6 protein-coding genes are annotated in these 16,053 nt (G+C 46.1%); 4 read left to right on the forward strand and 2 right to left on the reverse strand.

Features of this window, described 5'->3' with window-relative positions:
* Nucleotides 1-61 precede the first annotated feature (61 nt).
* Both FGM00_RS17755 and FGM00_RS17760 read right to left on the reverse strand, forming a co-directional pair.
* Entirely contained in the window at nucleotides 62-1,567 is a 1,506-nt protein-coding gene (locus tag FGM00_RS17755; RefSeq protein ID WP_138854207.1) for a GH3 auxin-responsive promoter family protein, read from the reverse strand.
* Nucleotides 1,568-1,630: 63 nt separating this feature from the next.
* Nucleotides 1,631-2,500, reverse strand: a complete 870-nt coding sequence (locus tag FGM00_RS17760; RefSeq protein WP_138854208.1) for a M23 family metallopeptidase — start codon at nucleotides 2,498-2,500, stop codon at nucleotides 1,631-1,633.
* A 189-nt stretch (nucleotides 2,501-2,689) separates the two neighbouring features.
* Here FGM00_RS17760 and tatA point away from each other — a divergent pair, with 189 nt between their 5' ends.
* The 4 genes from tatA to FGM00_RS17780 all read left to right on the forward strand — a co-directional run bounded on the left by tatA (nucleotide 2,690) and on the right by FGM00_RS17780 (nucleotide 15,551).
* On the forward strand, nucleotides 2,690-2,872 hold the full coding sequence (tatA, locus tag FGM00_RS17765) for a twin-arginine translocase TatA/TatE family subunit (protein ID WP_138854209.1): 183 nt from the start codon (nucleotides 2,690-2,692) through the stop codon (nucleotides 2,870-2,872).
* Nucleotides 2,873-3,168: 296 nt separating this feature from the next.
* Nucleotides 3,169-12,051: an Ig-like domain-containing protein gene (locus FGM00_RS17770; RefSeq protein WP_138854210.1), complete on the forward strand. Its 8,883-nt coding sequence runs from the start codon at nucleotides 3,169-3,171 to the stop codon at nucleotides 12,049-12,051.
* 15 nt (nucleotides 12,052-12,066) lie between these two features.
* Nucleotides 12,067-12,984, forward strand: a complete 918-nt coding sequence (locus FGM00_RS17775) for a PorP/SprF family type IX secretion system membrane protein (RefSeq protein WP_138854211.1) — start codon at nucleotides 12,067-12,069, stop codon at nucleotides 12,982-12,984.
* Between the two features lie 11 nt (nucleotides 12,985-12,995).
* Complete coding sequence (locus FGM00_RS17780) at nucleotides 12,996-15,551, forward strand: OmpA family protein (protein WP_236262843.1); 2,556 nt, start codon at nucleotides 12,996-12,998, stop codon at nucleotides 15,549-15,551.
* The last annotated feature ends 502 nt before the right edge of the window (nucleotides 15,552-16,053 follow it).

The raw sequence follows: 16,053 nt of genomic DNA on the forward strand, positions 1-16,053 counted from the left end.
TTACGAATAATTAATTTCTTATCGCATGGGCCGAACAAGGTCAATTACGGGATTTTTATTACTAAAGACCCGTAACACGATGCGTTGAAAGTTCGTCGGCAACCTTGCGGTCGTTGGAGAGTCGTTGTACCTTGTTCTGTCCTCCAAGTTTCCCAATGGATTTCATATAGGCGCGGAACCCCCCAGGAACTATTGGGGTTACTTTTAGGGTTTGTAGGATGTTCCCGGAAATCAAATCAAAATAATAACTGTTCTGTTCTTGGAGTGAGGTATCCAATACTTCAATGAATTTATCCATCTCAGAGGGAAGTCTTTCGAATTCGACCAACCATTCGTGATAGGGCAATTCGTCACCCGGGGGAACTATCTGTGGTGCCACGGTAAACTCATTTACCTTGGCATCGGTCTGGGCTATCGCAGATTGCATAGCTTCTTCGACTTCCTTTGCGATAACATGCTCCCCAAAGGCAGAAATAAAATGTTTGATTCTCCCGGAAACGATGATTTTATAGGGCTTTAAAGAAATAAACTGAATGGTATCTCCAAGATTATAGGCCCACAAACCAGCATTGGTCGATATGATCATCACATAGTTCACATGGCATACCACATCCTTAATCGTGATGCGTTTTGCATTCGCCTCGAAAAACTCATCCGCTTTTACAAATTCATAAAATATACCGGAATCGAGCAGCAAAAGCATCCCTTTTTCAGTTTGTGAATTTTGATAGGCGAAAAAGCCTTCGCTCGCCGGAAATAATTCAATGCTATCTACCTTGCGACCTATCAGCGTTTCGAACTTGTTCCTGTAGGGCTCAAAGTTTACACCGCCATAGATAAAAAGCTGAAAATTTTCAAATAGTTCGCCCACTTTCCTGTCCGTTCTCTCGTTCAACTTCTCAAAGTACATCTGCACCCAAGACGGTATCCCGGCAATTACGGTCATATCTTCGGAAACGGTCTCTTTGACGATGGCATCGACTTTGGTCTCCCAATCCTCGATGCAATTGGTTTCCCAGCTCGGCAGGCGATTTTTTTGAAGGTAATTGGGTACATAATGCGCGGCTATACCTGAGAGACGACCAAGTTTAACTCCGTTCTTTTTGATAAGTTCAGGGCTTCCCTGCAGAAAAATCATCTTTCCGTCAACAAAATTCGCGTTACCCGTTTCACGTATGTAGTTAAGCATTGCATTTCTAGAAGCTTCTACTTGGTGCTTTATCGATTGCTCCGTAATCGGAATATACTTTGCTCCGGAGGTCGTTCCCGAGGTTTTTGCAAAATATATCGGTTTTCCCGGCCATAAAACGTCTTTCTCCCCAGCGACCATCCGATCTACATAAGATTTTAACTCCTCATAATCGCGTACAGGGACGTTGGCGACAAAATCAGAATGGGATTGTATGCCGGCAAAGTTATGGGCCCTGCCGAACAGCGTGTCTTTTGAATCACGAATCAGTTCTTTGAATACCCTTTCCTGGGTAGCAATGGGGTCGTTTACCCATGTTGCCGTTTTTCTGGCAACGTGCTTCGCAAAAAGTTTGGCGGCAAACGATTTTAAGGACATTGAAAAGGGTTGCGGTTTAAAGATTAACTATTAAAAAGACCAGCTTCATAAGTACTACCCGCCTTACCTGAAATCAATATAATCCGTCGGGTTTACGGGGGCTCCATTGTTCCAAAGTTCAAAATGTAGGTGGGGACCGGTAGTAAATTCACCGGTGTTGCCCACAGAGGCAATGACTTCTCCCGAATTAACCCGGTCTCCTTGGCTTTTGTTCAAGGAACCGTTGTGTTTATAGACGCTGAGGATGCCGTCTCTATGTTCGATAATGATGACGTGACCGGTATCCGCCGTCCACTCCGCGAAAATCACAGTGCCATCGGCGACCGTTTTAATCGGTGTTTCGCGAGGCGCGACTACGTCCACTGCAAAATGCTTTTTCTCTGCATCGTAGCGTTGCGAAATGGTACCGCTTAGCGGAGGAAAGAAAATCATGGTCTTGCTGGGAGCGGCACGTTCGAAAAGATTGTATTTATCCTCTAGGGCAACCTCTGCACGCAACATCGAATCCTCTCGGCTCGGTGTCAAATCAATTGAAGACGGATCTAATTTAAACTTTTCAAAAAGAGAGTCCCTATTTACCTCACTATTCTCGATATCACCTGTAAGTACCATGCGTACATTTTCTAAATACCGATTGGAATTATTTAGTACCCGTACCAGCGAATCCGTTTTATAAGTAAGGTTGGTCGCTTGCATTTTCAGCTTTGTGGAAGAGTACCCGGGAATATACTCCCTCAAAGGGGTAAAGGCGATGAGCAGTGTCGTAAGACCGATAAGCCCTATAATACATAAGGTACCCGTAACGAAAACGTTCAGCCTACTCAACTTGAAGGATATCTTCTCTTCAAAAGTGCTTTCGTTCAAAATGACCAAACGGTACTTATGCAGTAACTTTCGCTTGATTTCCCTTCTTTTTCGAACCTTTTTCGCCATGGTGAACAAATATAAGCATGCTGTTGATTTCTGTAGTATATCTTTAGAAATTTCTAACACCCTAAGCCAATTGCACTTTTTTTACATAAATCAGGTTGTCATTACAATTAAATAGGAATTGCGAAGTTTGTATTAACAGCAATCTCATTGTTTTTTTAGTACATTTGTTACGATTTTAAATATCAAACTATGACAGCTTTACATATATTCTTGGCAATAGGACCGTGGCAAATCGGTATTGTGGTACTTGTTGTACTTCTTTTGTTCGGTGGAAAGAAAATTCCGGAATTGATGCGTGGCCTTGGAAGCGGCATAAAGGAATTCAAGGATGCCTCCAAGGAAGACGAGAAATTGGAAGAAAAGAAAGAGTGAAAGAATAAGGTTATCAATATGATACAATGGAACCCTCGGCATACCCGAGGGTTTTTTTATTCTACATATATCCATCACGCCGATCAATCGCAAATTCATATACCCAAAATGAAAATTAAAATATAGTTGACTTACAAGAAACGGTTTTTGACAACAATATTTACAGGCCCCCACAACAAATACTATGTAGTGGTATACAAAATGTTAAAATTTGATGTTGTTAATATTAATTAAAGATAATACCGCATGCTTTTATAAGGAGTATTCGGTCTTATCCCATCAAGTTTTAACCAACCATGCCCAATCTACTGAAACCGTTACTTGCAGTTTTGCTTTTCATAGGCCTAACAAGCTATATCGTTCCAGACCCCAATAGAGAAACTGTTGTTGCCGATGCAATCATCAAAGGTAGTCTACCCGTTCTGGTGCCAACCTTTTCAAACTGTCCTTCAAATATTACCAACGTCATGCCAAATCCCGGCAGCTGCACGGCAGTCGTAAATTGGACGCCTCCCACAGCATCGGGAACGGGACCGGTAACCGTTACGAGCAATTATAATCCTGGAGATGAATTTTTTGCCGGAACACACCGGGTAATCTACAGGGCAACGGACATCAATGGTACGTCGTTCTGCGAATTTACCATTCAAGTAAACGACGTTCAGGCGCCTGTGATTAACGTACCGGCAAACATTACCACTACGGCGGACCCAGGCAGTTGCGGTGCCGTTGTAACTTTTCCATATCCACAGGCTACGGACAACTGTCCTGCCGGAGAAGGTGCACCAATCGACGAAAATTTCGATAGCGGAACCGATTTAAGCACACAGTGTTATGATTTTGACGGATCCTTTATCGGTACTGCAGGGGAAGTGAATGGTTCGGTAGGCGAATTGGAGACCGTAGAACTTATTAGAAATGATATTCGATCCTTCACGAGTCCTTTGACTCGATTCAATGGTACCGGAGAAATCTTTTTCGACCATAAAATCATTGCTGGGAGCCCCAGTGGAAATATCGGTAATGGAGCGAGACTTACCGTCAAACTGATCAACACCGCTGCGGTCGAAACCATCATTTTTACCGAACTATATCTTGACGAGAATGTTCAGACCGAATATATCCCAATAACACAGAGTGGTAATTTTTATGTTCAGTTTGAATGGGAAACCAATCAAAATAGAAGTGATATCGCTTATATGGATAATCTCTATATACCAGGTTATGTCATTTCGGATGTTACTGTCGTTACCTGTAATGTGGCAACTCACCGGGTGGTACAAATTGCCGGCCAGCCATATCGAAGCGGTCGGGAATTTCCTGTCGGAACCACCACTCTTGAATACCTTACCAGGGATGCCGCCGGGAATGTCGGGTTCAATTCTTTTCAGGTAACCGTGACCAACAATATTACTCCACCAGCAGGAAATGATGTTACCTATTGTGAAGGCGCCCCTATCCCCGAGCTATCAGTGACCGTTGGAGCCGGCGAAACGGTCGATTGGTATGATGCTGCCGTAGGCGGTACTCTACTTTTGGCAGACAGTAGCACGTATACCCCACCGGCACCCGGCAACTATTATGCGGAAACAAGAAATATAACCACAGGCTGTGTAAGTGCTACCAGAAGAAGAATCCGTTTAATAGAAAATCCGCAACCAGCTCCTCCAACGGCTCCAAGCCCCATTGAATACTGCATCAACGATATAGCAGTACCTTTAACGGCGGCAGGTGAACCGGGGAATAGTCTAAATTGGTATGATGCCCCCACGGGCGGAACCATGTATCCTTCCGCACCTACGCCCGACACCTCCGTGGCCCAGACCATATTCTATTATGTGGAACAGGTAGATTCCGCAACGCTTTGCGTAAGCGATCGCTCGGAAGTCGTGGTTACTGTTTATGCCTTGCCACTGGCGCCGATGGTCACAACGCCTGTAGAATACTGTATTGGCGAAACATCCAATGAATTGAACAGTAGTGTGACCAGTGGTTCAAATCTGCGATGGTTCGATGCGGCCACGGGCGGTACTGAAATTCCGGGCACCACCAGACCCGACACCTCTACTGCTGGACAACAATTTTATTGGGTGACCCAGTCGGCTATGTCCGGAAGTACGAATTGCGAAAGTGAACGAACGCGATTGACGGTGAATGTCAATCCCCCCCCTGCCATAACCATGCAACCAATAAACCGTTCGGTATGCGAGAATGGGGATGCCATTTTTGCCGTTGGCGCCTCAGATGCCGATACGTTTCAATGGCAACTGTTCGATGGTACAAGCTGGGTCGACTTGACCAATACTGCACCGTACAGCGGTGTCTTATCGAATACGCTGACCATAACCGATGCCACCGCGGCCCTTGATGGCGCCATGTATCGCGTGGTAGCTTCAAGCCCTGCGGCCAGCTGCGCCGACGCTATCTCAGACAGCGCGACGCTTACGATAAATACCGTACCTGCGCCCCCAGTAAGTAGCAACCAAACAGAATGTGCCCAAAATCCGGTACAGACCTTAACCGCAACGGCAACACCACCAAGTGGGTCGGCAATTGTTTGGTACGACGCCGCTACTGGAGGTACCGTGGTTCCCAGTCCTATCTTAGATGCTGTCGGTACTATAACCTATTATGCCGAGAGTGAAGATACGATCAATAGCTGCGGAAGTTCTTCCAGAACACCTGTAACGCTAACGATTCAACCAGCCCCGGCAGCCCCAACCAGTGGCGGTGACCAAACGGAGTGCGAGCAGAACCCTATCCAAACATTGACGGCAACGGCAACAGCACCATCAGGTTCTTCCGTGGTCTGGTACACGGCGATGACAGGCGGAAGCGTCGTATCTAGTCCTATTTTGGATAGTGTGGGTACGATTACCTACTACGCCCAGAGCAATGATGATATTTCGGGATGCCCCAGCAACGCAAGAACTGCTGTTGTCCTTACGATTCAACCGGCTCCTCCGGCCCCAACGAGCGGCGGAGACCAAACCGAATGCGAAACAACCCCTACACAAACCCTAACGGCAACCGCAAATGCACCTTCAGGCACGACAATTATCTGGTATGATGCGGCAACGGGAGGCACCGTGGTTCCCAGTCCGATTTTGGATACTGTCGGGAGCATAACCTATTACGCCGAAAGTGAAAATACCACCACAAATTGTACAAGCGTTTCAAGAACTCCTGTTACCTTGACCATTGAAGAAATTCCAGTCGCGCCGACAAGTGGAGGCGACCAAACGGAATGTGAGACCAATCCGACCCAAACGTTGACCGCAACAGCGACTGCACCTTCTGGAGCTACGGTAGTTTGGTACGATGCTCCTTCCGGAGGAAGTGTTGTCCCAAGCCCTTCTTTGAATTCGGTGGGCACGAACACCTACTATGCCGAAAGCAGAACGACTAGCAGTGGCTGTGTTAGCGATAGCAGAACCGCTGTCACACTTACCATAAACCCTAGACCTACTATTTCCGTTACCCCTGCCTCCCAATCCTGTTCTGTAGATTTGACGACCTATTCCGTATCCGTTGATGTAGATCGGGGAGCGGTAACCGCTTCGGAAGGAACAGTAACGGATAACGGCGGAAATAACTGGACTATCTCTGGAATTACTTCCGGGAACGATATAACGGTAACCGTTACCGACAGCAATACCTGTTCGGAAAGTATTGCTATAAACGCACCAAATTGCGCTTGCCCTACCGTTAACGCTCCCGTAAGCGGAGGCAATCAGACGGAGTGTGAAGCCAATCCCATTCAAACCTTGACCGCCACAGCAACACCACCCTCGGGTGCCGATGTTGTCTGGTACGATGCCGCTTCTGGTGGAAATGTCATTGCAAGTCCAACTTGGAATACGGTAGGGGCCGTAACATATTTTGCAGAAAGCGTTGATCCGATCAACAATTGTACAAGTGCTACACGAACTCCCGTAACATTGACCATTCAAGCAGCTCCGATAGCACCCACTAGTGGAGGAAACCAAACAGAATGTGAGACAACACCGACACAAACCCTGACGGCAACTGCAACAAGTCCGGTAGGAACTTCAGTAGTTTGGTATACTGCACCTACGGGAGGAAGCATCGTCGCCAGCCCTATTTTAGATGCTGTAGGAAGCATCACGTACTATGCAGAAAGCCAAGATGATAGCACCAGTTGCCCCAGCCATTCCAGAACAGCGGTAACCTTGACAATCGAGCCTAATCCTACCGCCCCCACAAGTGGTGGTAACCAAACCGAATGTGCATCGAATCCTATACAAACGTTAACAGCTACCGCAACAGCTTCCTCCGGATCTACTGTTGTATGGTACACGGCGGCCACGGGAGGTAGTGTCGTACCCAATCCCATTCTAAATACTGTCGGGTCTATCACCTACTTTGCGGAAAGCGAAAATGGGACAACAGGTTGTGTAAGTAATTCAAGAACATCTGTGAGCCTTACGATTCAGGAAACCCCTACCATAAACGAAACTCCTGCATCGGCAAGTTGTTCTCCCGATTTGACGACCTATTCCGTATCGGTAGATGTAAGTAACGGAACCGTAACTTCAACAGAGGGTTCCGTAATCGACAACGGAGGCAACAACTGGACTATTTCCGGTATTACTTCCGGGAACGATATTACACTGACCGTCACCGCCCCGAACACCTGTACACAGACCTTGGCCATTACCGCCCCGGATTGTAACTGCCCAGTAGTGGATGCACCGATAAGCGGTGGGGACCAAACGGAGTGCGAACAGAACCCGGTTCAAACCTTGACCGCTACGGCCACACCTCCGGCAGATGCCACTATCGTTTGGTACGACGCTGCCACGGGAGGGAACGTCGTGGGCAGTCCGACCTTAAACACCGTTGGGAGTACGACCTACTTTGCCGAAAGCGTACAGAACGTTACCAACTGCTCAAGTAGCACGAGAACCCCCGTTACCTTAACGATATTGGCAACTCCCGCCGACCCCGTCAGTGGTGGGGACCAGACCGAGTGTGAGGCCAACCCTACGCAGACCCTTACGGCGACGGCAACAGCCCCTACCGGCGCGAGCATAGTCTGGTACGATGCCCCTACCGGAGGAAACGTTGTCGCAAATCCGATTTTGAATTCCTCGGGAACCATAACCTACTTCGCCGAAAGTAGCGATGACACGAGTTCCTGTACCAGTTTCAATAGAACGCCTGTTACCCTTACCATCCAGGATACTCCCGATATTTCCATCTCAAACGCGCCTAGCTGTGCGCCAGATCTGTTGACCTATTCGGTTTCAGTTTCGGTAAGCGAAGGAACGGTAACGGCAACCGAGGGTACCGTAATCGACAACGGAGGCAACAACTGGACTATTTCCGGTATTACTTCCGGGAACGATGTTACACTGACCGTCACCGCCCCGAACACCTGTACACAGACCTTGGCCATTACCGCCCCGGATTGTAACTGCCCGGTGGTGGATGCACCGATAAGCGGTGGGGACCAAACGGAGTGCGAACAGAGCCCGGTTCAAACCTTGACCGCTACGGCCACACCTCCGGCAGATGCCACTATAGTCTGGTACGACGCTGCCACGGGAGGGAACGTCGTGACCAGCCCGACCTTAAACACCGTTGGGAGTACGACCTACTTTGCCGAAAGTGTTCAGAACGTTACCAATTGTACCAGCAGTACCCGAACCCCAGTGCGCTTGACCATTCAGGCGACGCCCTCCGACCCTGTTAGTGGAGGAGATCAGGTCGAATGTGAACAAAGCCCCATCCAAACATTGACAGCTACGGCAACGACAACGACCGGTACAAGTATCGTTTGGTACGATGCGGCAATTGGAGGAAACGTTGTCGCAAATCCTATAAGAAACACAGTCGGCAGCAGTACCTATTTTGCCGAAAGTAGCGATGACACGAGTTCCTGTACCAGTTTCAATAGAACACCTGTTACCCTTACCATCCAGGATACTCCCGATATTTCCATCTCAAACGCGCCTAGCTGTGCGCCAGATCTGTTGACCTATTCGGTTTCAGTTTCGGTAAGCGAAGGAACGGTAACGGCAACCGAGGGTACGGTGATCGACAACGGAGGCAACAACTGGACTATTTCCGGTATTACTTCCGGGAACGATGTTACACTGACCGTCACCGCCCCGAACACCTGTACACAGACCTTGGCCATTACCGCCCCGGATTGTAACTGCCCGGTAGTGGATGCACCGATAAGCGGAGGGGACCAAACGGAGTGCGAACAGAACCCGGTTCAAACCTTGACCGCTACGGCTACACCCCCGGCAGATGCCACTATCGTTTGGTACGACGCTGCCACGGGAGGGAACGTCGTGGGCAGTCCGACCTTAAACACCGTTGGGAGTACGACCTACTTTGCCGAAAGCGTACAGAACGTTACCAACTGCTCAAGTAGCACGAGAACCCCCGTTACCTTAACGATATTGGCAACTCCCGCCGACCCCGTCAGTGGTGGGGACCAGACCGAGTGTGAGGCCAACCCTACGCAGACCCTTACGGCGACGGCAACAGCCCCTACCGGCGCGAGCATAGTCTGGTACGATGCCCCTACCGGAGGAAACGTTGTCGCAAATCCGATTTTGAATTCCTCGGGAACCATAACCTACTTCGCCGAAAGTAGCGATGACACGAGTTCCTGTACCAGTTTCAGTAGAACAGCGGTGCAATTAACCATTAATGCACTACCCCCTGTAGTGGCGAATGCGACAACAACAATGATCAATGCAGGAGAACCTGTGACCTTGACCGGTTCCGGTGCCGTCTCCTATGTATGGGATAATGGCGTAACCGATGGAGATACGGTTTTTCCCTTGGTGACTACTACATACACGGTTATTGGTACTGATGGCAATACCTGCGAAAACAGCGATTCCGTAACAATTGTAGTAGGCGCTACTTCGGATATCCGTTTAGAGAAAACCGTTGATGTGGCAAGCCCTAACGTAGGCGAAACCGTTACGTTTACTTTAACCGCTACAAATGATGGCCCGAGCGATGATTTAGGCGGAAGTATCGTTACCGATGTACTTCCGATCGGATATACCTATACTACGGATACCGGGGACTTAGCTACCGGAATCTATGACGATGCTTCCGGAAACTGGACATTGCCTGCTCTACCCAACGGAAGCGCGGTATCCATAGACATAAGCGCCATCGTGAATGCACCTACAGGTGTCGCCGATGAATACAACAATAGCGCTCAGGTAACATTTGCAAACAATTTCGATTCAGACTCCACACCCAACAATGATGACGGAGATCAGAGTGAAGATGACGAAGCCGCGGTGTCAACTACGCCACAATTCGCCGATCTTGAAGTTACGAATTCCATTTCCCAGCCCACCGCGAACCCAGGCGATGCGCTAACCTTAACGATTACCATTTCAAACAACGGTCCCAGTGACGCGACGAACGTAACCGTTGAGAATTATATTCCAATTGGGTATACCGTTATGAATATCAATGATGGCGGATCGCAGACTGGAAATACCATTTCTTGGGCGGGACTGAATATTCCTAATGGGACCACTACCACGCTTACCTTCGAAGTTAGCGTTAATGATCCGGTCAATACGGTTGGCGAGTATTTGAATACGGTTCAGATAACCACAGTTGATCAATTTGATCTCGATTCAGCTCCAAATAATGACGATGGAGACCAAAGCGAGGATGATGAGGACAATATCCTTTTAATCCTTCAATCCACCGATCTTGAAGTCATAAATACGGTAACACCGGATTCGGGGAATCCTGGTGATTCATTGACACTTACCATCGACATTGTCAATAATGGAATCGACGATGCCACAGGTGTGGCTATTGAAAACGTGGTTCCTTCCGGATTTAACGTTATCAACATAAATGACGGTGGAACACAGACCGGCAATACAATATTGTGGGACGGTTTGAGCATACCAAATGGTACAACTATAACGCTCACTTTTGAAGTAGTCATCAATGTACCGACAAATGCGACTGGCGAATACGTTAACACCGTTCAAATTGTTTCCGTAGACCAACTAGATCCCGATTCATCACCCAATAATGATGATGGCGATCAAAGTGAGGATGATGAGGACAATGCGGAGATTGTACTTATTCCTGCTGACCTGAGTTTGGAAAAAAGATTGAGTGCAAGTTCAAATCAAACTCCAAATAGCGGCGATACCGTAACTTTTGAATTAACGCTTACCAATGCCGGGCCTGGTCTAGCTACAAATGTGAGGGTAATCGATCAAATTCCTACAGGCTTTACCGTTGGGACCATCGATCCGAGCGGCAGACAGGTAGGATCTCAACTAGAATGGGATATTCCGTCTTTGCCCGTGGGTGATACGACCTTCTCTTACGAAGTAATCATAAACGCCCCGGAAAACAGCGCGGATGAATATACCAATACCGCACAGGTAGTAGCATCAGATCAATTCGACCCCGACTCTACACCGAATAATGACGACGGGGATCAAAGTGAGGATGATGAGGCGCGTTACACGATCGACCCGCCAACGGTTGATTTGGAAATCAACAAAACGGTGGATAAACCACAGACCTTTTTTGAAGATATTATTGTATTTACCATAACCGCAACGAACAATAGTGCATATGAAGCAACGAACATCGGGATAGAAGATGTTTTACCTGATGGATTTGCAATGGTTTCGCACGTTGCTGACTTAGGTGTCTACAACGAAACGACCGCAACATGGGAAATTCCTTCCATAGCCATTGGCGCCACGGCTACCTTGGAAATGACGGTAACCGTAAGGGAAACCGGAAGTTATACGAACATAGCCGAATTGATTTACGTCGATCAGATTGACTTGAATACCGCCAACGACAGAGCGGAGGTTACTCCAGAAATAACCCAGTCAGAATGCCTGACGGTTTACAACGAATTTTCACCGAACGGTGATGGCTCCAATGAGATTTTTTATATCGAGTGTATCGACCAATATCCAAACAACTACCTACAGGTCTTTAACCGATGGGGTACGAAAGTATTCGATATGAAAGGGTACGATAACACATGGGATGCCTCTTCCACGGGAAGGGCTACCATTGGCGCCGAAAGAAATCTACCAGTCGGTACATATTACTATACATTAGATTTAGGTGATGGTACCACTCAACCCAAAGCTGGCTGGCTCTATATCAGTCGGTAATACAACAAGTTGAAAATGCGTAAGACTTATTATTTATTTTTTATCTTTATCCTTGGCACTGTTTTCGGGCATGCTCAACAAGACCCGCAATATACGCAGTATCAGTATAATCCGATAACGGTCAATCCGGGATATGCCGGTTCTAGAGGTCATCTGACCCTACTGTCTTTATATCGAAGTCAGTGGGTAGGTTTAGAGGGGTCTCCAAAAACTATAACGTTTGGTATAGAAACCCCCATAGGCCTTTTTGACGGGGTGGGGCTGTCTATTATTCAAGACGAGTTGGGTCCTGCGACCGAAACCTACTTCGATGCCAATTATGCGCATCAATTGATTTTAAATCGAAACGGAGATAAACTGGCATTGGGCATTAAAGCTGGGGCGCGCGTGTTTAGCCTCGATTTTTCGAAAGGTATACGTCGAGATGCTGACGATGTTCGCTTTAATGAAAACGTGAATGGAAAATTACTGCCCTCAATAGGCGCAGGTGTTTTTTATTTTAGTTCAAAGGCCTATCTCGGACTATCTGTTCCAAATTTTTTCCCTTCGGAACATTATGACGAGGCGATACAGGCAGAAGCGGACGAAAGAATGCATTTTAATCTTATCGGAGGTTATGTTTTTGATATCAACCCGATTCTGAAATTCAAACCCTCGTTCTTTGTAAAACAAGTGGTCGGTTCTCCAGTATCAGTTGATGTTTCGACGAACTTTTTATTATACGAAACGCTAAATTTAGGCGTTAACTATAGATGGGACGACTCGGTTGCGGCAATTTTAGGCTTTCAAATATCGCCGAAATTTAACTTCGGTTATGCCTATGACTACTCCATTAATAATTTGAATGGCTTTAATTCCGGATCACATGAAATTTTTCTTAGATACCAATTGGTATCAAGAGAAAATAGACTCAAATCCCCTAGATTTTTCTAATTTTTTGAACTATGAAACGATTACTTAGCTGCGGTTTTTTACTCTTTAGCTTTTTTGTTGGTGCGCAGGATTTACCTGACGATTTATTGAATCCTACCGCGACAGCAGGTTTTGTTAGTACTGCGGAGACAACTGAATTTAGTCCAGATACGGGTATGCTCTTAGAAAGGGAGGAGACGTTCTCGGAAGCTGCCGATAAGAACGGTATCGCCCATAGGACGTTCGATGATATTACTAGCGCGGAAGATGGTTTCTACGTAATCAATGCTGTGCTTAGTAAAACCAGGAATCTGAAGAGAACGGTTAAAAAATTGAACAAAAAAGGTTTTGATGCAGGATTTATAAAGCATCAGGACAACGGATTACATTACGTTTATCTGAATCATTACACCGATTGGAAAAAAGCTATCGCAGCTGTAAATTCAGATTTCGATGGAAAATACAAAGATGACGTCTGGATTTTAAAAGTGGAGAAGGATATGGTACAAACCGCTACCATTGAACAGGACGCTGCCGAGACAACTACTACTTCGAAGGAGACGGCTACTGCCGGTTCAAATGACTCGAATGTTGATCTGGACCAAGTCTCTTATGGGATGTTAAGCAATGCTGAAGCCGAAACCAAGGAAGTACCGTTGGTCTACACCGGAACGAACAAGAGTAAATTGATTCAAAAAGCGGATAGTTACTTCGACAAAATGTGGTACGCCGAGGCTGCCGAACTATACGAACAAGCCCTTAGTAAGGGAAAGGAAAACTACACTGTTGATATTATTCAAAAAGCCGCAGATGCCCACTATTTTAATACCAATATGGAAAAGGCCTATGAATGGTACAACATACTATACGAACAGCAGGGCAAAGATTTCTCAACAGATAATACCTTTCGGTATTCGCATGCGTTAAAAGGAACAGGTAAATACGGTCGTGCCAAAAGATTGATGCGCCTATACAATAAGAAGATGAGCCGGGGCGAAGGAGAAACCGTTGATTTGAGCTCAAACGAGGCACTACCCAACGAGATTATCTTGGATAATATTCTTGCGGCGACCCCTAGTTTCGAAATTAAGAATTTGGCCATCAATACGGAATACTCCGAATTTTCACCAATGTTCTTGGATACGACCGAAATCGTTTTTGCCTCGGCAAAGGATTCTTCCTTCCTAAAGACTAGAAAATACAAATGGAACGACCAACCCTACCTTGACCTTTATGTAGCCAAAATAAACGAGGAGACCCAAGATTTAAAAGATGCCCTTAAGTTTTCGAAAAAAATAAATACGAAGTATCATGAGGCCTCGGTTACCTTTTCGCCCGATAATACTACCATGTATTTTACCCGTAACAACTTCGGAAAAAAATTGAAACGAGATAAAAATGGCGTAAATCACCTAAAAATTTACGTTTCCAATAAGGTAGATGGGGAATGGGAAGAAGCCAGAGAAGTTTCCTTTAACAGCGATGACTATTCGACGGGACACCCGGCACTAAGTCCTGATGGTAAGAAATTGTATTTTGTTTCGGATATGCCCGGTAGTATTGGCCAGACGGATATTTTTGTGGTAGACGTGCTGGAAGGTGGGCAATTTTCCGAACCGAAAAACCTTGGCCCGAATATCAATACGGAACAAAGGGAAATGTTTCCTTTTATCAATGAAGAAAAATTATTCTTTGCTTCTGACGGTCATGTCGGCCTTGGTGGGCTAGATATATATGAAGTCGCCATTGACGAAGAAAAAGGCTTTTTAGACGTTGTGAACATGGGCAAGCCTATTAATAGCAACAAAGATGATTTCTCCTATATCGCCAACAAGAATAGCTTAAAAGGCTTTTTCGCCTCGAACCGTAAAGGGGGCAAAGGGGATGACGATATTTATTCCTTTGAACGCATTGTTCCGGAAAAAGTGGCCGAGAACCTGAACGCTATTGCAGGCGTGGTTACCGAATTGGTCTCCGGTGAATTGATGCCAAAAACCATGGTAGAATTATTGGACGAAAATGGTATCAAATTAAAAGAAATGGAAACTGCCGAAGATGGTAGTTTTATGTTCGAAGACTTGGATAGCAACACCAAATATGTCCTCAGGACAAAGAAAGGGGAGTATTTCGAAAATGAAGTACCCGTAACCTCCAAAGACAACGAATTGGTCAACCAAAATGTATCTCTCAAACGTCTCGAGGAGATGATTGCCTTAGAGGAGGGTATTAAAAAATTAAAGACGGAAATGATCTTCTTCGATTTTGACAAATCGTACATCAGAAATGATGCTGCTACCGAATTGAACAAATTGGTGGAGGTCATGACAGAGTACCCTACCATGGTTATCAAAATCGAATCCCATACCGACTCGCGAGGTTCGGCCCAATACAACAAGTACCTCTCCGACAAGCGTGCAAAATCTACAAGGGACTATATCATTTCGCAAGGTATAGATGCCGGTAGAATTCAAAGTGCCAACGGATATGGTGAAGAGATGCTCTTGAACGAATGTAACGGTCGTGTACGCTGTACGGAAGAGCAACATTTTAGAAATAGACGTTCCGAATTCATTATCGTGAACATGTAGACGCTCCAAAAAGCCTAAAAATAATGTAGAGAACAATGCCAACTTCCTGTAACAGGAAGTTGGCATTGTTATTTATCTTTAAAGATATATACTTACCAGTATTATTATATCGTTGCTTTTGTCCCTTTATTTCAGCAAAAAAAGCTTTTAGCAAATACTATTAATCAATATGTAGCATAGGTTCTTCATTAACCCGTAGCTTGCGTACAAGCATGGATAAAATTCCTAAAGAATGCCGAGCATAGCATTGACAACCATTTAAGCCGGCTTTAAGCCCTTAAACCTTCCGAAGATGCTATGTTACATTTGTAGGGGCCTGAAAGCCTTGCGTATCCTTTTAAAATCGTGCCGTCACTACTCCTATAAATTGGCCTTGAACTGATACTACTATTGATAATGCATAAAACGCCAAGCAGAACGCGTCCGAATGGCGCTTTTCATACTTTACGAGGGGGTTTTTCAGAAGAAACTTATGCAGGGCTCTGGGCAACTATGGTTTAAG

This window comes from Aggregatimonas sangjinii, from assembly GCF_005943945.1.
Classification (GTDB): Bacteria; Bacteroidota; Bacteroidia; order Flavobacteriales; family Flavobacteriaceae; genus Pelagihabitans; species Pelagihabitans sangjinii.

What these genes read in the sequence shown, in the direction of transcription:
- FGM00_RS17770 (WP_138854210.1), top strand. Translation starts at nt 3,169, where the DNA reads ATGCCCAATCTACTGAAACCGTTACTTGCAGTTTTGCTTTTCATAGGC.
- FGM00_RS17780 (WP_236262843.1), top strand. Translation starts at nt 12,996, where the DNA reads ATGAAACGATTACTTAGCTGCGGTTTTTTACTCTTTAGCTTTTTTGTT.
- tatA (WP_138854209.1), top strand. Translation starts at nt 2,690, where the DNA reads ATGACAGCTTTACATATATTCTTGGCAATAGGACCGTGGCAAATCGGT.
- FGM00_RS17775 (WP_138854211.1), top strand. Translation starts at nt 12,067, where the DNA reads ATGCGTAAGACTTATTATTTATTTTTTATCTTTATCCTTGGCACTGTT.
- FGM00_RS17755 (WP_138854207.1), bottom strand. Translation starts at nt 1,567, where the DNA reads ATGTCCTTAAAATCGTTTGCCGCCAAACTTTTTGCGAAGCACGTTGCC.
- FGM00_RS17760 (WP_138854208.1), bottom strand. Translation starts at nt 2,500, where the DNA reads ATGGCGAAAAAGGTTCGAAAAAGAAGGGAAATCAAGCGAAAGTTACTG.